The organism is Nocardioides houyundeii, from assembly GCF_002865585.1.
Taxonomy (GTDB): Bacteria; Actinomycetota; Actinomycetes; order Propionibacteriales; family Nocardioidaceae; genus Nocardioides; species Nocardioides houyundeii.
Genome location: NZ_CP025581.1, coordinates 2,533,189 through 2,553,958, shown reverse-complemented (window position 1 = coordinate 2,553,958; position 20,770 = coordinate 2,533,189). Strand labels below are relative to the sequence as shown.

General features: G+C 70.1%; 22 protein-coding genes. 18 read left to right on the top strand and 4 right to left on the bottom strand.

Annotated elements, in window-relative coordinates; all coding sequences use genetic code 11:
• The first annotated feature begins 130 nt into the window (after positions 1–130).
• The 15 genes from prfA (at position 131) to C0R66_RS12145 (ending at position 12,308) form a co-directional block, all read left to right on the top strand.
• Complete coding sequence (gene prfA / locus C0R66_RS12215) at positions 131–1,204, top strand: peptide chain release factor 1 (protein ID WP_101524924.1); 1,074 nt, start codon at positions 131–133, stop codon at positions 1,202–1,204.
• Positions 1,201–2,058 carry a peptide chain release factor N(5)-glutamine methyltransferase gene (gene prmC / locus C0R66_RS12210; protein ID WP_101524923.1) on the top strand — a complete coding sequence of 286 codons (858 nt, stop codon included), beginning with the start codon at positions 1,201–1,203 and terminating at the stop codon, positions 2,056–2,058. Before prfA ends, prmC begins: the two co-directional genes overlap by 4 nt.
• Before the next feature lie 5 nt (positions 2,059–2,063).
• Positions 2,064–2,753: an L-threonylcarbamoyladenylate synthase gene (locus C0R66_RS12205; RefSeq protein WP_338039562.1), complete on the top strand. Its 690-nt coding sequence runs from the start codon at positions 2,064–2,066 to the stop codon at positions 2,751–2,753.
• The gene (locus C0R66_RS12200; protein WP_101524921.1) at positions 2,753–3,898 is read left to right on the top strand and encodes a glycosyltransferase family 4 protein; all 1,146 of its coding nucleotides are present in this window, start codon (positions 2,753–2,755) and stop codon (positions 3,896–3,898) included. The genes C0R66_RS12205 and C0R66_RS12200 overlap by 1 nt, the downstream gene beginning before the upstream one ends.
• 152 nt (positions 3,899–4,050) lie before the next feature.
• Positions 4,051–4,476: a hypothetical protein gene (locus C0R66_RS12195; RefSeq protein WP_158648028.1), complete on the top strand. Its 426-nt coding sequence runs from the start codon at positions 4,051–4,053 to the stop codon at positions 4,474–4,476.
• A gap of 30 nt (positions 4,477–4,506) precedes the next feature.
• Entirely contained in the window at positions 4,507–4,761 is a 255-nt protein-coding gene (locus C0R66_RS12190) for an AtpZ/AtpI family protein (RefSeq protein WP_101524919.1), read from the top strand.
• A 138-nt stretch (positions 4,762–4,899) separates the two neighbouring features.
• Positions 4,900–5,607 carry a F0F1 ATP synthase subunit A gene (atpB, locus tag C0R66_RS12185; protein WP_241901430.1) on the top strand — a complete coding sequence of 236 codons (708 nt, stop codon included), beginning with the start codon at positions 4,900–4,902 and terminating at the stop codon, positions 5,605–5,607.
• A 66-nt stretch (positions 5,608–5,673) separates the two neighbouring features.
• On the top strand, positions 5,674–5,877 hold the full coding sequence (locus C0R66_RS12180) for an ATP synthase F0 subunit C (protein WP_275887100.1): 204 nt from the start codon (positions 5,674–5,676) through the stop codon (positions 5,875–5,877).
• Positions 5,878–5,912: 35 nt separating this feature from the next.
• Complete coding sequence (locus C0R66_RS12175) at positions 5,913–6,458, top strand: F0F1 ATP synthase subunit B (RefSeq protein WP_101524917.1); 546 nt, start codon at positions 5,913–5,915, stop codon at positions 6,456–6,458.
• Positions 6,458–7,270 carry a F0F1 ATP synthase subunit delta gene (locus C0R66_RS12170; RefSeq protein WP_101524916.1) on the top strand — a complete coding sequence of 271 codons (813 nt, stop codon included), beginning with the start codon at positions 6,458–6,460 and terminating at the stop codon, positions 7,268–7,270. Before C0R66_RS12175 ends, C0R66_RS12170 begins: the two co-directional genes overlap by 1 nt.
• A gap of 52 nt (positions 7,271–7,322) precedes the next feature.
• Positions 7,323–8,963 carry a F0F1 ATP synthase subunit alpha gene (gene atpA / locus C0R66_RS12165; RefSeq protein ID WP_101524915.1) on the top strand — a complete coding sequence of 547 codons (1,641 nt, stop codon included), beginning with the start codon at positions 7,323–7,325 and terminating at the stop codon, positions 8,961–8,963.
• 4 nt (positions 8,964–8,967) lie between these two features.
• Positions 8,968–9,900, top strand: a complete 933-nt coding sequence (locus C0R66_RS12160) for a F0F1 ATP synthase subunit gamma (RefSeq protein ID WP_101524914.1) — start codon at positions 8,968–8,970, stop codon at positions 9,898–9,900.
• Between the two features lie 7 nt (positions 9,901–9,907).
• Positions 9,908–11,365, top strand: a complete 1,458-nt coding sequence (gene atpD / locus C0R66_RS12155) for a F0F1 ATP synthase subunit beta (protein WP_101524913.1) — start codon at positions 9,908–9,910, stop codon at positions 11,363–11,365.
• A complete protein-coding gene (locus C0R66_RS12150) occupies positions 11,365–11,760 on the top strand; it encodes a F0F1 ATP synthase subunit epsilon (RefSeq protein WP_101524912.1) in 396 nt (131 codons plus the stop codon). The genes atpD and C0R66_RS12150 overlap by 1 nt, the downstream gene beginning before the upstream one ends.
• A 77-nt stretch (positions 11,761–11,837) precedes the next feature.
• Complete coding sequence (locus C0R66_RS12145) at positions 11,838–12,308, top strand: DUF2550 domain-containing protein (RefSeq protein WP_240311521.1); 471 nt, start codon at positions 11,838–11,840, stop codon at positions 12,306–12,308.
• A 6-nt stretch (positions 12,309–12,314) separates the two neighbouring features.
• Here C0R66_RS12145 and C0R66_RS12140 read toward each other — a convergent pair whose 3' ends face one another.
• Positions 12,315–12,887, bottom strand: coding sequence for a cob(I)yrinic acid a,c-diamide adenosyltransferase (locus C0R66_RS12140; protein ID WP_101524910.1), 573 nt, complete (start codon positions 12,885–12,887; stop codon positions 12,315–12,317).
• 296 nt (positions 12,888–13,183) lie between these two features.
• Here C0R66_RS12140 and C0R66_RS12135 point away from each other — a divergent pair, with 296 nt between their 5' ends.
• Entirely contained in the window at positions 13,184–13,492 is a 309-nt protein-coding gene (locus tag C0R66_RS12135) for an STAS domain-containing protein (RefSeq protein ID WP_101524909.1), read from the top strand.
• 61 nt (positions 13,493–13,553) lie between these two features.
• Entirely contained in the window at positions 13,554–15,575 is a 2,022-nt protein-coding gene (locus C0R66_RS12130; protein WP_101524908.1) for a protein meaA, read from the top strand.
• 28 nt (positions 15,576–15,603) lie between these two features.
• Here C0R66_RS12130 and C0R66_RS12125 read toward each other — a convergent pair whose 3' ends face one another.
• Entirely contained in the window at positions 15,604–16,017 is a 414-nt protein-coding gene (locus tag C0R66_RS12125) for a VOC family protein (protein ID WP_101524907.1), read from the bottom strand.
• Positions 16,018–16,109: 92 nt separating this feature from the next.
• Positions 16,110–16,793: an endonuclease NucS gene (gene nucS / locus C0R66_RS12120; RefSeq protein ID WP_101524906.1), complete on the bottom strand. Its 684-nt coding sequence runs from the start codon at positions 16,791–16,793 to the stop codon at positions 16,110–16,112.
• A gap of 112 nt (positions 16,794–16,905) precedes the next feature.
• On the opposite strand from nucS, the gene C0R66_RS12115 reads away from it, so the two are divergent.
• The gene (locus tag C0R66_RS12115; protein WP_101524905.1) at positions 16,906–18,087 is read left to right on the top strand and encodes a 3-hydroxyacyl-CoA dehydrogenase family protein; all 1,182 of its coding nucleotides are present in this window, start codon (positions 16,906–16,908) and stop codon (positions 18,085–18,087) included.
• 59 nt (positions 18,088–18,146) lie between these two features.
• Here the strand turns inward: C0R66_RS12115 and C0R66_RS12110 are convergent, their stop codons facing one another.
• Complete coding sequence (locus tag C0R66_RS12110) at positions 18,147–20,573, bottom strand: helix-turn-helix transcriptional regulator (RefSeq protein ID WP_158648027.1); 2,427 nt, start codon at positions 20,571–20,573, stop codon at positions 18,147–18,149.
• Positions 20,574–20,770 lie beyond the last annotated feature (197 nt).

Genomic DNA, 20,770 nt, shown 5'->3' with positions numbered 1-20,770 from the left:
CGGCGTTCGGCATTTCGTCCGTGCGCCTGTCGTTCGTGCGCCTGTCGCCAGGCGCTGCGCCCAGGCGCCCGCGCCGCGGAGGTGGCGTGTCCTGCAGGTCCGTGCAAGCAGTTTGTGGAGGTGACCGCCCGTGTTCGAGGCCGTCGAGGGAATGGTCGACGAGCACGCCATGCTCGAGCAGCGGCTGGCCGAGCCGGAGACCCACGCGGACCAGCGGCTGGCCAAGCAGCTCAACCAGCGTTACGCCGAGCTCTCCGCGGTGATCGCCACCTGGCGCGAGTGGCAGGAGCTGGCCGAGGACATCGAGGCCGCCCGCGAGCTGGCCGCCGAGGACCCTGACTTCGCGACGGAGGTCGAGAGCCTGGTCAAGCGGCACGCCGGTGCCGAGGAGCGGCTGCGGCACCTCCTGGTGCCGCGGGACCCGACCGAGGCCAAGGACGCCATCCTCGAGGTCAAGTCAGGCGAGGGCGGCGAGGAGTCGGCGCTGTTCGCCGCCGACCTGCTGCGGATGTACACCCGCTTCGCCGAGACCAAGGGCTGGAGCACCGAGGTGCTGGACGCCACCGAGTCGGACCTGGGGGGCTACAAGTCCGTCACGGTGGCGGTCAAGGCCAAGGGCACGCCCCAGCCCGGGGAGGCGCCCTACGGGCTGCTCCGGTTCGAGGCCGGCGTGCACCGGGTGCAGCGAGTCCCGGTCACCGAGTCGCAAGGCCGGGTGCACACCTCTGCCGCCGGCGTGCTGGTGCTCCCCGAGGCCGAGCAGGTCGACGTGGTCGTCGACGACAACGACCTGCGCATCGACGTCTTCCGCAGCTCCGGGCCGGGTGGCCAGAGCGTGAACACGACCGACTCCGCGGTGCGGATCACCCACCTGCCGTCGGGGATCGTGGTGAGCTGCCAGAACGAGAAGTCGCAGCTGCAGAACAAGGAGCAGGCGATGCGGATCCTGCGTGCCCGGCTGCTGGCCGCGGCCCAGGAAGAGGCGAACGCCGAGGCCAGCCAGGCCCGGCGCTCACAGGTGCGGACGGTGGACAGGTCGGAGCGCATCCGCACCTACAACTATCCCGAGAACCGGATCAGCGACCACCGGACCGGCTACAAGTCGCACAACCTCGACCAGGTGCTGGACGGTGACCTCGGGCCGATCATCGACAGCTGTGTGGCCATGGACCTGGCTGCCCGTCTGCAGTCCCTCGAGCAGTGAGCCACGCTCGGGCTGCTCGTCGCCTCGCCGCCCAGCGGCTGCGCGAGGCGGGGGTGGCCAGTCCGGACCGGGATGCGGACGAGCTGCTCGCGCACGTGCTCGGGGTGTCCCTGGGGGGCCTGGTACAGGTCGAGGAGCTGTCGCTGGGTGACGCGCAGGCCTACGACGCCCTGGTGGCGCGGCGCGCCACCCGCGAGCCGCTCCAGCACATCCTGGGCTCCGCGGCCTTCCGCTACCTCGAGCTAGAGGTGGGGCCGGGCGTGTTCGTGCCGCGGCCGGAGACCGAGCTGCTGGCCGGGTGGGCCGTCGAGGCCGCGCTCGAGGTCGAGCGCGCCACCGGCCGTGGTGCCGTGGTCGTCGACCTGTGCACCGGGTCGGGGGCGATCGCCGCGTCAGTGGCCCACGAGGCGCCCTCCGCGCAGGTGCATGCCGTCGAGCTGGACGAGGCCGCCCACGGCTGGGCCTTGCGCAACCTCACCGGGACGGGGGTGGACCTGCGCCAGGGGGACATGGCCACGGCCTTCCCGGAGCTGGCCGGCACGGTGGACGTGGTGGTGTGCAACCCGCCGTACATCCCTCTGGAGGCGTGGGAGTCGGTGGCCGCGGAGGCCCGTGACCACGACCCGCACCTGGCGCTGTTCTCCGGCGACGACGGCCTCGACGCGATCCGGGTCCTGGAGGAGCGGGCAGCGCTCCTGCTGCGCCGCGGGGGTGTCGTGGGTGCCGAGCACGCCGACGCCCAGGGGGAGAGCGCGCCGGCGGTGTTCGCCACCTCCGGGCGCTGGGCGGAGGTCCGCGACCACGCTGACCTGGCCGGGCGCGCGAGATTCCTGACGGCGCGACTGGCACGATGACCTTCATGCGACACGCGACCGCCACGGAGCACGAACGCGAGGAAGCCGTCGAGGCAGCCAGTCTGGCTCTGCGCCGCGGGGAGCTGGCCGTGCTGCCCACCGACACCGTCTACGGGATCGCGGCCGACGCGTTCGACGCCGTCGCGGTCCGCGCGCTGCTGGAGGCCAAGGGCCGGGGCCGAGACATGCCGCCTCCCGTGCTGGTCAGCAGCGCGACCACCCTGGACGCCCTGGCGACCCGGGTCCCGGGATTCGCCCGCGCCCTGGTCGAGCGCTTCTGGCCCGGCCCGCTGACGCTGGTCTGCCACCAGCAGGACTCTCTGCAGTGGGACCTGGGGGAGACCCATGGCACCGTGGCGGTCCGGATGCCCGACGAGCCGATCATCCTGTCCGTGCTGGAGCGCACCGGCCCACTCGCGGTCAGCTCGGCCAACCTCACCGGCCAGCCCGCGGCCACCGATGCCGACGAGGCCGAGCGGATGCTGGGGGACCGGGTGGAGGTGATCGTCGACGGCGGTCCCAGCGCCGGCGCCGTGGCGTCGACCATCGTGGACGTGACCGGGCCGGGGTGCCGCGTGCTGCGGCTGGGCGCGATCGACCTGGACCAGCTGGCCGAGGTGCTCACCCCGTTGGGGATCGAGCTCACCGACGAGTCAGGCGGTGCCGGCCCCACCGACACCCCGGGTCAGGGCTGATGCGCGAGTACCTGCTGGTCTTCCTGGTCGCCGCCGCGACGACGTACCTCCTCACGGTCATCGCGCGGGAGATCGCGCTGCGCACGGGGGCGGTGGCGGCGGTTCGGGACCGCGACGTGCACGCCAAGCCGATCCCCTACCTCGGGGGACTGGCGATGCTGGGTGGGCTCGTCGCGGCCTACCTGGTGGCTCGGGAGCTGCCCTTCCTCTCCACCAGCGGCACCTGGGTCTTCCGGGACGCCGGGGTGGTGCTGGCCGCGGGCGCACTGATCTGCGCGGTGGGAGTGCTCGACGACATCTTCGACATCGATGCCCTCACCAAGCTCGGCGGCCAGGTGCTGGCCGCGGGGCTGCTGGCCTACTACGGCGTCAAGTTCTACTTCTTCCCCAACAGCGAGGGGGTCCAGCTGGCACTGGATCCCACACAGGGGACGCTGCTGACCGTGGTGGTGGTGGTCGCGACGGTCAACGCGGTCAACTTCGTGGACGGCCTGGACGGCCTCGCCTCGGGAGTCGTGGGGATCGGCGCCCTGGCCCTCTTCCTCTTCTGCTATCAGCTCTCCAACCTCAACCACGTCACCCTCGCGACCACGGGGGCGCTGCTCAGCGCCGCGCTCGCGGGGGCGTGCGCGGGCTTCCTGCCACACAACTTCCATCCCGCGCGCCTGTTCATGGGCGACTCCGGGTCGATGCTGATCGGGCTCGTGCTCTCCGCCAGCGCGCTGACCGTGACCGGCCAGTTCGACGGTGCCCAGACCTCCTTCGGCCGGGACGGCTCGGGGGCCGGCATCCTGGTGCTCCTCCCGCTGCTGCTCCCGGTCTCCCTGCTGCTGGTGCCGATGGCGGACCTGGTGCTGGCCGTGGTCCGGCGGACCCGCGCGGGCCGGTCGCCGTTCGCTCCCGACAAGCAGCACCTGCACCACCGGCTCTTGGAGATCGGCCACTCCCAGCGGCGCGCGGTCTTCATCATGTGGACCTGGGCCGGGCTGGTGGGCTTCGGGGCCGTGGTGGTGAGTCTCTACTCCGGCCCCATGGTCTGGGCCGCCCTGGCGCTCGGCAGCCTGCTGACCCTGGTGGTCACCTTCGTGCTGCCACGGGTGCACAGCCCCCTGCTGCTCGATGCGGGGGAGACCGAGGAGGCGTGAGCCGATTCGGCGGCCCGGGAGGCTTGTGATAGTTTTCACGAGCGCTCCGAGACACCCGGGCGCCACCTGAGACCATGCCCGAGACCCCCACAGGACGGCCTCCAGACATGCCCCGTACGTCGCAACGCCAGCCCGGTGATCCGGGCCTCGGTGTGCTTCTGGGAGCCGTGCTGGCCGCCGTCGGAGCGGGCATCGCAGTGGTCGCTCTGGCGGCCCTGACCGGTGGGCGCCCGAGCGCCCTGGGCGCGGCGATCGGGGCCGGTCTGGTGATCACCGTCCTGGCGCTGGGCTCCTTCGTGGTCCACGTCGTGGCGGCCGCGATGCCCTCGGCCTCCCTCCTCGTCGCGTTGCTGACCTACGGTCTCCAGCTCGCGGTCCTGATCGCCGTCTTCGCGGCGCTGGACCGCTCCGGGGACCTGGGCACGGTCGTGTCCCGGGGCTGGCTGGCAGCCGGCGTCATCGTCGGCACGGGTGTCTGGATCGCTGCGCAGACCTGGCTCAGCACCAAGGCGCGCATCCCGCTCTACGACCTGGCCGACCCGGCTGCGTCCGAGCGGGAGGAGGCGGGCGCGCGATGACCTTTCACGACTGCTATTGTCCGGTTCGCGATGGCTCTGAAGAACTCACGGTCAAGCCACGCCGAGGAACCCCGCGGACAGCAGGACCCTTGGCGTGCGTTCAGCTACGTGATCACCGGTGTCCTGGTCTACGGACTGGGCGGCTGGGGACTCGACCGCTGGCTGGGAACGACGTTCCTGGTGGGCATCGGCATCGTGTTCGGCGCAGTCCTGGGTCTCTACCTGACCTGGCGGGCGTTCGGCACGCCCCCGGCCTCCGGAACGAACAAGAACTCGAATCAGTAGTGCGGCAGACACAGGAGACAGCGTGAGTGCGATCGGGATGACCGCGATCCGGGCTGAGGGATTCACCCCCCCGGGCCCGGCCGACTTCAACCTGCCCCGATCGGGCCGGACAAGACGTTCGAGTTCCTCGGCGAGACGATGTACCTCGGCGTCACCAAGCCGATGATCCAGCTGGTCGTGGCGGCCGGAGTGGTCTTCGCCTTCCTCTACTACGCCAGCCGCAAGCGCGCCATGGTGCCGGGCAAGCTCCAGTACGTCGGCGAGGCCGGCTACGGGTTCGTCCGCAACTCCCTGGGTCGCGACATCATCGGTAGCCGGGACTTCACCCCGTTCATCCCATACCTGGTGACCCTCTTCTTCTTCCTCCTGGTCAACAACGTGATGGCGGCCATCCCGTTCATCCAGTTCCCGACCTTCGGCCGCGCCGGCACCGCCTACGCGCTGGCGCTGCTCAGCTGGGTGGTCTACAACGCCGTCGGGATCAAGCGCCACGGGTTCTTCGGCTACTTCAAGCACCAGACGGTGCCCGCGGGCATCAAGGGACCGGTGCTCCTGCTCCTGGTGCCGCTGGAGTTCTTCTCCAACATCCTGGTCCGCCCGGTCACGCTGGCGCTGCGTCTGTTCGCCAACATGTTCGCCGGCCACCTGCTGCTCATCCTGTTCGCGCTCGGCGGTGAGTACCTCCTGCTGCACGGTGAGGGCTTCACCAAGCTCGCCGGTCCCGTCGCGTTCCTGATGTTCGGCCTCATCAGCCTCCTCGAGCTCCTGGTCCAGGTGCTCCAGGCCTACGTCTTCGTCCTGCTGACGTCGATGTACATCTCCGGCGCCGTCGCCGAAGAGCACTGAGTTCACCCCCAACACCCTCCTGCGCCCAACCAACACTCCTAGCAGGAACAACGAAAGGAAGAAGCCGTGGATGGCTCTCTCAACATGCTCGGGTACGGCCTCGCGACCGTGGGTCCGGGTCTCGCCGTCGGTCTGATCTTCGCCGCGTACATCAACGGTGTCGCCCGCCAGCCCGAGGCGCAGGGCCGCCTGCAGCCGATCGCCATCCTGGGCTTCGCCCTGGCTGAGGCGCTTGCCATCATCGGCATCGCCCTCGCGTTCGTGCTCTGACCCCCTGACCAAGCACTGACGAAGGACCGAAGTCCATGAACTCGATCACCCTCGCGGCTGAGGAGCTCAATCCCCTCATCCCGCACCCGGTGGAGATCGTCCTTTCCCTGGTCGTCTTCGGGCTGCTCTTCCTCGCCGTCAAGAAGTGGGTCGTCCCCAACTTCGAGACAACGTTCGCCGAGCGCACCAAGGCGATCGAGGGCGGGCTGGCTGCAGCCGAGACCAAGCAGGCCGAGGCCGACGCCAAGCTGGCGGAGCTGGAGAAGCAGCTCGCCGACGCACGGCACGAGGCCGCGCGCATCCGAGAGGAAGCGCGTGAGCAGGGTGCCCAGATCGTGGCCGAGATGAGGGACCAGGCTCAGACCGAGTCCGCCCGCATCGTCGAGCACGGCAAGACGCAGATCGAGGCCGAGCGCCAGCAGGCGGTCACCTCGCTGCGAGCAGAGGTGGGCGCACTCGCGACCGGCCTGGCTGGGAGGATCGTGGGCGAGAGCCTCGACGACGAGGTCCGGCAGAGCCGGGTCGTCGAGCGCTTCCTGGCTGACATCGAGTCCGGTCAGGTTCAGGGCGGGGTCAACTGATGGCCTTCCGTGGAGCATCCGTCGACGCTGTCGCCTCCCTGTCGGACTACCTGCAGGGGGAGCTCCCGGGCTCCGACGGCGTGCTGGTCGGCAGCGACCTCTTCTCCTTGGCATCCGTGCTGAGCAGCGAGGCCGGTCTGCGTCGGGTGGCCACGGACGTCTCCCTCGCCCCCGAGGCGAAGTCCGGGCTGGTCCGCCAGCTCTTCGGCGGCAAGGCCTCCGAGCTCGCGGTCCGGCTCCTCGAACGGGCGGTGACCATGCGCTGGGCAGCCACGCGCCACCTCCCTGACGCGCTCGAGCGCCTCGGCGTCATCGCCGTGGTGCACTCCGCTGGGCAGAAGGGGGCGTCGGGGCAGCTGACCGACGAGCTCTTCTCGTTCGCGCAGACGGTCAAGGACTCCTCCGAGCTCCGCGACGCCCTGTCGGATCCGGCGCGTTCCCAGGCCGACAAGCGCACGCTGGTCTCCTCCCTCCTGGAGGGTCGGGCCCTGCCCGAGACCGTCGTGCTCGCCGACCAGGCACTGGCCGGCACTCACCGCACCGTCGCGGTCGCCCTCGCGGAGTACCAGAAGATCGCCGCCGAGGTCCACGGCCAGTACGTCGCCACGGCGCGGGTGGCCCAGCCGCTCACGGACAGCGCCCGGCAGCGACTCGCGGCAGCCCTGACCCGCCGCTACGGCCGACCGGTCTCGGTCAACGTGGTCGTGGAACCGTCGCTGATCGGCGGGATCCGCGTCGAGATCGGTGACGAGGTCATCGACGGCACCGTGGTCAGCAGGCTGGACGACGTACGACGCAGGCTCGCCGGATGAGCCGGTCGGTCACCAACTCCCCTTTCGAGCAGACGAACAGTAAGGAAGACAAATGACGGAGCTCAACATCCGTCCGGACGAGATCCGTAACGCGCTGCAGCGCTTCGTGTCGGACTACAAGCCCGAGACCGCCAGTCGTGAAGAGGTCGGCCGCGTGGCCGAGGCCGGAGACGGCATCGCGCGCGTCTCGGGTCTGCCCTCGTGCATGGCCAACGAGCTGCTCGAGTTCGAGGACGGCACCAAGGGCCTGGCCCAGAACCTCGACACCCGCGAGATCGGTGTCGTCATCCTGGGTGACTTCGCGGGCATCGAGGAGGGCCAGACCGTGCGCCGCACGGGCGAGGTCCTCTCGGTCGCTGTCGGTGACGGCTACCTGGGCCGGGTCGTGGACCCGCTCGGCACCCCGATCGACGGGCTCGGCGAGCTGGAGACCACCGGGCGTCGTGCCCTGGAGCTCCAGGCTCCGGGCGTGATGGTGCGCAAGTCGGTGCACGAGCCGCTCGCCACCGGCATCAAGGCGATCGACGCCCTGACCCCGGTCGGCCGCGGTCAGCGTCAGCTGATCATCGGTGACCGCGCGACCGGCAAGACCACGATCGCGATCGACACGATCATCAACCAGAAGAAGAACTGGGAGTCGGGCGACCCCGACAAGCAGGTTCGCTGCATCTACGTCGCCATCGGCCAGAAGGGCTCGACCATCGCGTCGGTCCGGGGCGCGCTGGAGGAGGCGGGTGCGCTGGAGTACACCACCATCGTGGCCTCCCCGGCCTCCGACTCCGCGGGCTTCAAGTACCTGGCTCCCTACACCGGCTCGGCCATCGGCCAGCACTGGATGTACGAGGGCAAGCACGTCCTCATCGTGTTCGACGACCTCACCAAGCAGGCCGAGGCCTACCGCGCGGTGTCGCTGTTGCTGCGTCGCCCGCCGGGCCGTGAGGCCTACCCGGGTGATGTCTTCTACCTGCACTCCCGTCTGCTCGAGCGCTGCGCCAAGCTCTCCGACGAGATGGGCAAGGGGTCGATGACGGGCCTGCCCATCATCGAGACCAAGGCCAACGACGTCTCGGCCTTCATCCCGACCAACGTCATCTCCATCACCGACGGCCAGATCTTCCTGCAGTCGGACCTGTTCGCAGCCAACCAGCGCCCCGCCATCGACGTGGGTGTCTCGGTCTCGCGGGTGGGTGGCTCGGCCATGACCAAGGCGATGAAGACGGTCACGGGCTCGCTCAAGGTCGACCTGGCGCAGTTCCGTGCCATGGAGGCGTTCGCGATGTTCGCCTCGGACCTGGACGCGGCCTCGCGTCAGCAGCTCGACCGCGGGCAGCGCCTGATGGCTCTGCTGAAGCAGCCGGCCTACTCGCCGTACCCGGTCGAGGAGATGACCGTGTCGCTGTGGACCGGAACGTCGGGCCGCCTCGACAAGGTGCCCACCGACGACGTGCTCCGCTTCGAGCAGGAGTTCCTGGACTACCTGCGTCTCTCGCACGAGGGCATCCTTGCGGGTATCCGCGAGTCCGGTAAGTTCGAGGACTCGACGGCCGACCAGCTCGCCGTGGCCTACGAGACCTTCCTGGACCAGTTCGAGACCTCGGACGGGCACTCCATCAAGGCTGGTCGTGAGGTGCACGAGGCACTCGAGGACGCCGACGTCGACCAGGAGCAGATCGTCAAGCAGAAGCGGGGCTGAGGAGATGGCTCTCTCGGTACGTGAGTACCGCGCGAGGATCAAGTCGACGGAGTCGATGAAGAAGATCACGCGCGCCATGGAGCTCATTGCCGCGTCCCGCATCGTCAAGGCCCAGCAGCGGGCGCAGGGCGCAGCGCCCTACGCCCGGGAGCTGACCCGCGCAGTGTCGGCGCTCGCGACGCACTCGCGGGTCAACCACCCGTTGACGACCGACCCGGAGAACCCGCGTCGTGCGGCGGTCCTGGTCGTGACCAGCGACCGTGGTCTGGCCGGTGCGTACTCCTCGAGCGTGCTCAAGGAGGCCGAGCGGCTGGTCCAGCGACTCAAGCAGGACGGCAAGGAGGTCGACCTCTACGTCACGGGGCGCAAGGCGGAGGCGTACTACAAGTTCCGCCAGCGCCCGGTCGCGCAGGCTTGGACGGGCTTCTCCGACCAGCCGACGTACGACGCGGCGGCCGAGATCGGCCGGACCCTCATCGACGCGTTCCTCGGGGACGTCGACGAGGAGGCCGAGGAGGGCCGCCCGCCCGCCGTCGACGAGGTGCACGTGGTCTTCACCCGCTTCCGGTCGATGCTGGTCCAGGAGCCGACGGCCACGCGCATGCTGCCGCTGGAGGTCATCGAGGGCACCGACGTGCCCGAGAAGCACGACCTGCTGCCGCTGTACGAGTTCGAGCCCTCCGCCGAGGAGGTGCTCGACGCACTGCTCCCCAAGTACGTCCAGAGCCGGATCTTCTTCTGTCTTCTGCAGGCTGCCGCTTCCGAGCTCGCAGCCCGCCAGAAGGCGATGAAGGCGGCGACCGACAACGCCGACGAGCTGATCAAGAAGTACAAGCGAATTGCCAACCAGGCCCGCCAGGCCGGCATTACCCAGGAAATCAGCGAGATCGTCGGTGGCGTCAACGCCCTTGCCGACGCCAACGCCGGGAATGAGTGAGAGAGACATGACTGCCACTGTTGAAGAGACGAACACGGCGGGTGGCCAGGCCGGCACCGGCCGGATCTCCCGCGTCATCGGTCCTGTCGTGGACATCGAGTTCCCGACCGACCAGATGCCCGAGATCTACAACGCCCTGAAGATCACCTTCGAGCTCAACGGCGAGACCCAGACGATCACCGCCGAGGTTGCTCAGCACATCGGTGACGGCATGGTGCGCGCGATCTCCATGAAGCCGACCGACGGGCTGGTCCGCGGGGGCCAGGTCATCGACACCGGCGGGCCGATCACCGTGCCCGTGGGTGACGTGACCCTGGGCCGGGTGTTCAACACCACCGGCGACTGCCTCAACCTCGCCGAGGGCGAGAAGCTCGAGATCAACGAGCGCTGGGGCATCCACCGCAAGGCGCCGGCGTTCGACCAGCTGGAGTCCAAGACCCAGATGTTCGAGACCGGCATCAAGGTCATCGACCTGCTCACCCCCTACGTGCAGGGCGGCAAGATCGGCCTGTTCGGTGGTGCCGGGGTGGGCAAGACGGTGCTGATCCAGGAGATGATCGCCCGGGTCGCCAAGGACCACGGTGGTGTCTCGGTGTTCGCCGGCGTCGGCGAGCGCACCCGTGAGGGCAACGACCTGATCGTGGAGATGGAGGAGGCCGGCGTCATCGGCCAGACCGCCCTCGTCTTCGGCCAGATGGACGAGCCGCCGGGCACCCGCCTGCGGGTCGCGCTGTCGGCGCTGACCATGGCGGAGTACTTCCGCGACGTGCAGAAGCAGGACGTGCTGCTCTTCATCGACAACATTTTCCGGTTCACCCAGGCCGGCTCCGAGGTCTCCACGCTGCTGGGCCGCATGCCCTCCGCGGTGGGCTACCAGCCCAACCTGGCCGACGAGATGGGTCAGCTGCAGGAGCGCATCACCTCCACGCGTGGTCACTCGATCACCTCGATGCAGGCGATCTACGTGCCGGCCGACGACTACACCGACCCGGCACCGGCGACAACCTTCGCGCACCTGGACGCCACCACCGAGCTCTCCCGGGAGATCGCCTCGCTGGGTATCTACCCGGCCGTGGACCCGCTGACCTCGACCTCGCGGATCCTGGACCCGCAGTACATCGGTCAGGACCACTACAACGCGGCCATCCGGGTGAAGGCGATCCTGCAGCGCAACAAGGAGCTGCAGGACATCATCGCGATCCTCGGTGTGGACGAGCTGTCCGAGGAGGACAAGGTCATCGTGTCCCGCGCGCGCCGCATCCAGCGGTTCCTGTCGCAGAACACCTACGTGGCCAAGCAGTTCACCGGCATCGAGGGCTCGACGGTCCCCGTGGCCGACACCATCGAGGCGTTCAACAAGATCGCCAACGGTGAGTACGACCACGTGGCCGAGCAGGCCTTCTTCATGTGCGGTGGGCTCGACGACGTCGAGCGCCAGTGGGCAGCGATCCAGAAGTCCCTGTGATGTCTGACGCGCTGCTTCACGTGGAGCTCGTCGCCGCCGACCGCCTGGTGTGGTCGGGGGAGGCGAAGCTGGTGATCGCTCGGACCATCGGTGGCGACGTCGGCATCCTGCCGAACCACGCGCCGATGCTGTCGGTGGTCATCGAGGGTGTCGTGGACGTCCAGACCGCGGATGGCGAGACCTGGGTGGCCGCGGTGGACGCCGGCTTCCTGTCGGTGGCCGAGAACCGGGTGTCCATCCTGTCCGAGCGGGCGGAGATGTCGCACGAGATCGACCTGGAGAAGGCACGCAAGGACCTCGAGCGGGCCCATGCCGCTGGAGAGTTCGACGACCAGGCCGCCGAGGCCGTGCGCCGGGCCGAGGCCCGGATCCGCGCGGTGGAGCTGGCGTCCTGATCGGCTGCTGAGACGCACCAGTAGGGTGAGCACACGCATGCCGTGTGCTCACCTTGCTGCATTTACCGCACGGGGTCGTGACCGAGGAGGTTTGGTTGGAGTTCTGGATCGTCCTGCTCGACGTGCTGGGCGCGCTCCTGGTCTCTGTGCTCCTCTACGGGGTCGCGCTGATCGTGCGCCGGCGCGTCCTGGCCCGCAACGGCGGCACGTTCGAGCTGAGCGTTCGGGCGCGGACCGGCAAGCCCGGACGCGGCTGGCTGCTCGGGGTCGGCCGCTACAGCGGCGACTCCCTGGAGTGGTTCCGGGTCTTCTCCCTCTCGCCGTCCCCGAAGTACGTGTGGCGGCGGGACGACATCAGCTTCTCGGGCAAGCGGACGCCCTCGGGACCCGAGCGGACCGCGTTGTACGCCGATCACGTCGTGGTGGCCTGCAGCACCACCGGCGGCAGCGTCGAGCTGGCGATGAGCTCCTCGTCGCTCACCGGGTTCCAGGCGTGGCTCGAGGCCGGGCCGCCCGGGACCAACTGGGACCTGAAGCCACTGCGCTGAGCCGCCTCAGCGTTCGCCGCCAGGGACCCAGAGCACGTCGCCGCGCTCGGCGTTGGCGTGCCGGGCCAGGATGAAGAGCAGGTCCGAGAGCCGGTTGAGGTACTTGATGGCCAGGACGTTCATCGTCTCCTCGTGCTCCGCCCACGCCGCCCACGCGGACCGCTCGGCCCGTCGTACGACCGTGCGCGCGACGTGCAGGTGCGCGGCGCCTGGGGTCCCTCCGTTGAGGATGAAGGAGCGGAGGTTGGGGAGCTCGGCGTTGTACTGGTCGCACCAGTCCTCGAGGCGGTCGATGTAGTCCTGCTCGATGCGCAGCGGGGGATACTCCGGGACGGCGACCACCGGGGTGCAGAAGTCGGCGCCCACGTCGAACAGGTCGTTCTGGACGCGGGTGAGCACCCGCTGCACGTCGTCGGCGAGCCCGCCGAGGGCCAGTGCCACGCCCAGACTGGCGTTGGCCTCGTCCACGTCGGCGTACGCGGCGAGACGGGAGTCGGTCTTCGACGTCTCGCTCATGTCGCCGAGTCGGGTGGTGCCGGCATCGCCGGTGCGGGTGTAGATGCGGGTGAGGTTGACCATGATCGCGAGCCTATCGCCGTACGCAGGGTCCGGAATCGCCGCCAGCCTCCGTCGAACAGGCAAGTCACAGATGTAACATGAGTCACATTACCGAATGGTCGTGTAACTGCGTGTCCGATTATCGTCGCCGGCGTCGACCCGCCAGGAAAAGCGCTGGCGGCGGCGCAACCTTTTCGGGTACGAACAACGTCATAGCGATCGAGTCCACCTCGCATCGGGGCGAGGTGACCGATCGGTGGAGGCCTCGGGGGAGGCCTCCAACACACCGGCGTCCGGGCGTCGGAGGGGAGCGGGACATGGAGATCGTCACGAAGGGATCGACCCTCGAGCTCAGCGGGGACTTCGACGTCCGCAGCACGTGGCAGGTGCGCGAGGCCCTCTACCAGCACCTCGGGCAGCACCCCGAGGACGTCGTGGTCGACCTGAGCGACGTCGGCGCCGTCGACGTGACCGCCCTCAGGCTGCTCGCCGTCGCGACCCGTCGTGCGGCGCGCCAAGGCCATCACCTGACCCTGCGCGGCTGCAGTCCCGCGGTCCGCCGGATGCTGCACATCTCGCGGCTCGTCCGGGTCGTCGAGGTGGAGCGGCACGCCGCGACCGCATGAGTGCTGTTTCCCACAGCGAGACCACGCGTGCGCAGGACGAGCGGGGCCTAACATCACCCCTATGACTGACCCCCAGCACTCCAAGGACCGTCCCTGGGTGATGCGCACGTACGCCGGCCACTCCACCGCCGCCGCGTCCAACGCGCTCTACCGCAAGAACCTGGCCAAGGGCCAGACGGGACTGTCGGTCGCGTTCGACCTGCCCACCCAGACCGGCTACGACCCCGACTCCCCGCTGAGTCGTGGCGAGGTCGGCAAGGTGGGTGTCCCGGTCCCGCACCTGGGCGAGATGCGGCGGCTGTTCGAGGACATCCCGCTCACCGCGATGAACACCTCGATGACGATCAACGCCACCGCGATGTGGCTGCTGGCGATGTACCAGGTGGTCGCCGAGGAGCAGAACCCCGAGCTCGACCCCACCGAGGTCGCCGCGCAGCTGGCCGGCACCACCCAGAACGACATCATCAAGGAGTACCTCTCCCGGGGCACCTACGTGTTCGGCCCGGAGCACTCGCTGCGGCTGACCGCGGACACGATCGCGTACACGGTCAACCAGATCCCTCGCTGGAACCCGATCAACATCTGCAGCTACCACCTGCAGGAGGCCGGTGCCACGCCCGCGCAGGAGCTCGCCTACGCCCTCTGCACGGCCATCGCCGTGCTCGACCAGGTCAAGGCGTCGGGGCAGGTCTCCGAGGAGGACTTCGAGCGCGTCGTGGGCCGGATCTCCTTCTTCGTCAACGCCGGGGTGCGCTTCGTCGAGGAGACCTGCAAGATGCGCGCGTTCGTGCAGCTGTGGGAGGAGATCACCCGGGTCCGGTACGGCGTGACGGACCCCAAGATGCGACGGTTCCGCTACGGCGTGCAGGTGAACTCACTGGGCCTGACCGAGGCGCAGCCGGAGAACAACGTGCAGCGCATCGTGCTGGAGATGCTCGGCGTGACGCTGTCGAAGAACGCCCGGGCGCGCGCCGTGCAGCTCCCCGCGTGGAACGAGGCGCTGGGTCTGCCCCGCCCGTGGGACCAGCAGTGGTCCCTGCGGCTGCAGCAGGTGCTGGCCTTCGAGTCCGACCTGCTCGAGTACGAGGACATCTTCGAGGGCAGCCACGTCATCGAGGCCAAGGTGGCCGAGCTGGTGGCGGGCGCCAAGGAGGAGATGGACCGCGTCCAGTCCATGGGCGGGGCGATCGCGGCCGTGGAGTCGGGCTACATGAAGTCCGCGCTCGTCTCGGCCCACGCCGCACGCCGGGGCCGGATCGAGGCCGGCGAGGAGATCATCGTCGGGGTCAACAAGTTCGAGACCACCGAGCCGTCCCCGCTCACCGCCGACCTGGACGGTGCCATCATGGCGGCCGACCCGCAGGCCGAACGGTCCGCCCTGGACAGCCTCAGCGCCTGGAAGGCCGAGCGTGACGAGGACGAGGTGAAGTCGGCCCTGGAGCGGTTGGCCGCGGACGCCAAGACCGAGGTCAACCTGATGGACGCCACGCTGGCCGCCGTCCGAGCCGGCGCGACCACCGGGGAGTGGGCCGGCACGCTGCGCGAGGTCTTCGGCGAGTTCCGCGCCCCCACCGGTGTCTCCGGCGCCGTGGGCGCGGCCGAGGCCGGCGCCGAGCTGACGGCGGTCCGGGACCGCGTCAAGGAGACCGGCGAGCAGCTGGGCGGCCGGCTCAGGCTGCTGGTGGGCAAGCCGGGCCTGGACGGTCACAGCAACGGTGCCGAGCAGGTCGCGGTCCGCGCTCGGGACGCCGGCTTCGAGGTCATCTACCAGGGGATCCGGCTGACCCCGGAGCAGATCGTGGCGGCGGCGGTGGCCGAGGACGTGCACTGTGTCGGGCTCTCGATCCTCTCCGGCTCCCACATGGAGCTGGTGCCCTCGGTCCTGACCGGCCTGCGCGAGGCCGGCCTGGACGACGTGCCGGTGATCGTCGGCGGCATCATCCCCGACTCCGACGGCCGCGCGCTGATCGAGCAGGGAGTGGCCGCGGTCTACACCCCCAAGGACTTCGGCCTGACCGAGATCATGGACGGGATCGTCGACGTGATCCGTCGGGCCAACGACCTGGACGAGACGCAGGACTGAGCTTGCGTCGCCGGCGCGCCGCTGAGCCTCAGGCGGCGTCGCCGGCGACGTTGACCATCCAGCCGATCCCGAACCGGTCGGTGAGCATGCCGAACTCGTCGCCCCACATCTGCTTCTCCAGCGGCACCGTGACGGTGCCGCCGTCCCCGAGCGCCGCGAAGTAGCCGCGCAGCGCCTCGGCGTCGTCCCCACTGAGACTGATCTGGATGTTGGTGCCCACCGAGTGGGTCTCTCCCGGCGGCAGGTCGGCCACCATCAGGGTGAAGCCGTCGGGCGTCTCGAGCTGGCCGTGCATGACCAGGTCCGCCCCCGGTGCCGCGGGGTCGCCGTACTCCCCGAAGGTGCTCAGGTGCAGCTCGCCGCCCAGCACGCCCCGGTAGAAGTCCAGTGCCTCGCGGGCCCGGCCGTCGAAGTTGAGGTAGGGGTTGAGCCTGGAGGTCATCGCGTCTCCCGTGGGTGCGCCGAGTGGGGGTCACGACGCTAGCCCTCTCGACGGCGCCCTGCCAGGGGCGCGGGGAAGACCCGGCAGGGGGCTCAGAAGAGCCGGTGCTCGCTGTCGTCCATCCCCCGCAGGGAGTCGTAGTCCACCACCGCACAGGCGATGCCGCGGTCGGTGGCGAGCACGCGTGCCTGGGGCTTGATCTCCTGGGCCGCGAAGATGCCGCGCACCGGCCGCAGCAGGGGATCGCGGTTGAGCAGCTCCAGGTAGCGGGTGAGCTGCTCCACGCCGTCGATCTCGCCGCGCCGCTTGATCTCCACGGCCACGCTGGCGCCGTTGGCGTCGCGGCACATCAGGTCCACCGGGCCGATGGCGGTCGGGTACTCGCGCCGCACCAGGGTCAGTCCGTCGGACAGGGTGGCGGGGTGCTCGGCGAGCAGCTCCTGCAGGTGCTTCTCCACCCCGTCCTTGCGCAGACCGGGGTCGACGCCTAGCTCGTGGGAGGAGTCGTGGTGGATCTCCTCGATGAGGATTCGCAGGGTGTCGTCGCCCTTGCTGGTGACCGTCCACTCGACCCGTTCGGTGCCGTCGACCTCGACGACCCCCTCGCGGACCGTGCACGGGGGCGACATCCAGTTCAGCGGCTTGTAGGAGCCGCCGTCGCTGTGCACCAGGACCGATCCGTCGGCCTTGATCATCAGCACCCGGGTAGCCATCGGCAGGTGGGCCGTCAGTCGTCCGGCGTAGTCGACCTGGCAGGTGGCAACGACGAGTCTCACGGGCAGGGAATCTACCTCCTGGGGGCGGTTGGTCGGCCATTGTGGTCCGGATCTCGTGGTCCAGCGGCTGAACGGACGCTACTGACCGGTAGGGACGTGTCATCATGCGGCCATGACGCAGACCCCCTCCCCGGCACAGATCAGCCGCACCCTCGTCCTGCCCTACCTCAACCACGCGATCGGCATGTACGCCGAGGGCTACGCCTCGCGCGCCGACATCGACGCCGCCATGCGCTTCGGCTGCGGCTACCCCGTCGGTCCGCTGACCACCGTCGAGCAGGACGGGCTGGAGCCGGTGCGCGACGAGCTGGCCGCGATGTTCGCCGAGACCGGCGACGAGCTCCACGACCCGGCCGACCTGCTCCAGCGCCTGGTCAGCTCAGGCGCCCGGACGATCGAGGGTGCCGAGGGCGCGGCGGGCGGTTCCGTCGAGCCGCAGCTGCGCCACGACATCGCCTCGGTGGGCGTGGTCGGCACCGGCACCATGGCCTCGGGCATCGTGGAGGTCTTCGCCAAGAGCGGCTACGACGTGGTGTTCGTGGGTCGCAGCCAGGAGAAGCTGGACGGCGTGACCGCGGCCATCACCAGGTCGCTGGACAAGGCGATCTCGCGGGGCAAGCTCGACGAGGCGACCAAGAGCGAGGTCCTGGGTCGGCTCACCGGCGGCACCTCACGCGAGGACCTGGCGTCCGTGGACCTGGTGGTCGAGGCCATCGCCGAGGACCTGGCGGTCAAGACCCAGCTGTTCTCCGACCTGGACCGCATCTGCAAGCCGGGCGCGATCCTGGCCACCACCACCTCCTCCCTGCCGATCTCGCAGTGCGCCGCGGCCACCGCGCGTCCTGAGTCGGTCATCGGCATGCACTTCTTCAACCCCGCCCCGGTGATGAAGCTCGTCGAGGTGGTCACCACCGAGCTCACCGACGCCGCTGTCGACGAGACGGTGCGCGCGTTGTGCGCGAAGGTCGGGAAGGTGGCCGTCTCCTGCGGTGACCGGGCCGGCTTCATCGTCAACGCGCTGCTCTTCCCCTACCTCAACGACGCGGTGAAGATGCTGGAGACCGGGGTCGCGGAGACCAGCGAGATCGACGCGGCCGTCAAGGAGCACGCCGGCTTCCCGATGGGCCCCTTCGAGCTGCTCGACGTGGTGGGCAACGACGTCTCGCTGGCCATCCAGCAGGAGCTGTTCGCGGAGTTCAAGCACGCCGGCTTCGCGCCCGCGCCGCTGCTGGCGCAGCTCGTGGACCAGGGCCACCTGGGTCGCAAGACCAAGCAGGGCTTCCACAGCTACTGAGCCGGTGTGCGGAGTCGCCGCTCGTCCTGTCCCAGGTGACTAGGACGAGCGGTGCCCGCTCAGCGCAGGTCGACCACCATGGCGGCCAGCCGGGCGCGCGTGTTGATGTCGAGCTTGCGGTAGATGTGGCTCAGGTGCGTGTCGACGGTGCGGGGGGAGACGAACAGCTCCTCGGCGATCTGCCGGCTGGTGAGGCCGTCCGCGACCCGCTCGGCGACCTCCCGCTCGGCCCTGGTGAGGGCGTCCAGGGGGGAGTCGGTCGGCGGGGACCACGGGGCGAAGATCCTGCTCACCTCCCGCAGGCCGTCGTCGCTGAGGTTGCCGCGGCGCACCCAGCCCGCGGGGCACGCACGTCCAGCAACCGGCCGACGTCGAGCGGCGAGTCCCCAGGGCAGCGCCTGACGACGCCGGCGGATCTCGGCGGCGGCGCCGGAGAGGAGCCGGGCGTCGCGCTGCTCGCGGGCCTGCGCGACGAGCGCGAGGCCGTCCAGGGCGTCCGCGGCCCGCAGCGGCATCGGCATCGAGGCGGCCCGGTCCAGAGCGGCGAGGAAGGTGCTGGCGGCCTGGTCGGTCTCGCCCAGGGACAGCAGGGCGTGAGCCAGCACCAGCCGCGCCTCGACCGCGTCCCGCCCCAGCCGGCTGCTGTCCGCCAGCACCACCACGTCGGCCGCCAGCCCGGCGCCCTCGTCGGGGTGCCCGCTCTCGAGCAGGTCCCGGGCGTCCTGGGCGAGCACGGGCAGCCGGACCGCCCAGGGCAGCCCGTCCCGCTCGCTGGTGGTGACCGGCCCCGACGGGTCGACCTGGCGCAGCAGCGTCTCGGCGAGCAGCCGGACCCGGTCCTCGGCGAGGCGGCGTGACTCCGCCACGGTCGCCCGGGCCGCAGCCTCGGCCTCGGCCAGGCGGCCCTGCTCCAGGGCGACGCGACCCAGCAGGGTGCGCGCCGACAGGCTGATCCAGCGCTCGTCGTTGGCGTCGTGGGTGGGGATGATGCGCTCCGCGCAGGAGACGGCGGCCATGAAGTCACCCCGGGCGACCCGGACGTCGACCAGGGTCCTGGTCGCCTGCCGGGCGATCGAGCGTCCGGTCGGGTCCAGCGACATCGCGCGGTTGGCCTCCTGCTCGGCCAGGTCGAACGCCCCGGCGTCCAGGTGCATCTCGGCCCTGATGGAAGCCGTCCTGGCCATCTCCAGTCCCGGCTCCCTGGCGAGCGCGGCGTGCTCGTCGGCCCGGTCCAGCAGCCACAGTCCCTCGTAGGTGCCGCGGACCTCCGAGGCGGCGATGCCGGCCCGGCGGGCGACCTGGGCCCCGATCACCCCGGGGCCGTCGCCGCTGACCAGGACACCCTCGAGGATCTCCACGGCCTCACGCGCCCTCATGGAGGTGTACAGGGCGGAGAAGATGCGGTTGGCCAGCGCGTAGCCCAGGTCCCGGGTGGTGGGGTCGGCACAGGCCGCCGAGATGGCCGCGCGCATCACCGGCAGGTCAGGCAGCCACGCGGCGTCTCCCGCCCCGACGTTGTCGTGGTCCGGCGCCACCGAGTCGGCCCAGGCGATGAGCGCTGCGCGCGTGCGTGCGGAGTCCTGGGTGGACGCGGTCAGGAAGGCGCCGTGCCGGCGGATGGGGGAGAGCATGTCGAACCGACCGTCGGGCAGCACCTCGACCAGGCTACGGCGCGCCAGGCCGATGCCGAGCCGGCTGGCCTCGGCGCGGTCCACCTCGGTGATGGCGGCCAGCACCGCGATGCTCACCGGGGTCTGCATCTGCGCCAGCCGGCGGAAGCACCGCTGGTGGTTCTCGTCCAGCAGGTCGTAGGAGGCCTGCACAGCCATCGCCAGGCTGGCGGCGGGCTCCACGTTCGCCACCCCGGTGAGCGCGCTCTGCACCGCCAGCTGCTCGATCAGCAGGGGGAGCCCGCCCGTGGCTCGCAGCAGCCGCCGTACGTCTGCGTCGTGGGCGGTGAGGTCCAGCGGGAACCCGCCGGCGGCCTGTGCCCGCCGCGCGAACAGCTCCACGGCGGGGCCGGTGAGCGGATCGAGGGAGCCGGGGACCGGCAGGGGGCCGACCCGGACGACGTGCTCGCCAGGCTGTCCTGCCATCTCACGGGTGGTGATCGTCAGGCGGGCGCCCGAGGTGGCGTCGAGCACCTGCTGGAGCGTGGTGCCCAGATCCTCCTCGAGCGTCTCCAGGCCGTCGATCACCAGGATGGTGTCGGTCCCGTCCAGGGCCCGGCGCAGCACGCCTTCGGCACTGTCCCCGGGGGCCGGCTGGGTGTTGAGCGCGTCCAGGCAGGCCGACAGCACCTCCTGGGTGCAGCGCAGGCCGGTCGCGTTGACCCAGACCCGGTCGGGCAGGTGCTCGGTGGCGTGGCGGACCAGCAGCGTCTTGCCACATCCCGGGGGACCCACCACGGTGACCCACCGGGAGGTGGACATGGCGACGGCGAGCAGGTCCTGCACCTGCTCGCGTCCCACGCAAGGAGTCAGCACAGCGGCAATCTATCGCGAGCGCCGGGGCAATTACGTAGGACTACCGATGCCGAGCGCTGCCTGGCCGGGAGAGAGTGAGCAGCACGCTCCTCGCGGCGGCCCGATCGGGGGACGGGCCGGCGAGCAGGACGGAGCGGTCAGGTGGCCGCGAGCACCGGGGGGTTGCTCGTGGCCGCCTCGTTTCGTGCCGCTTTGTA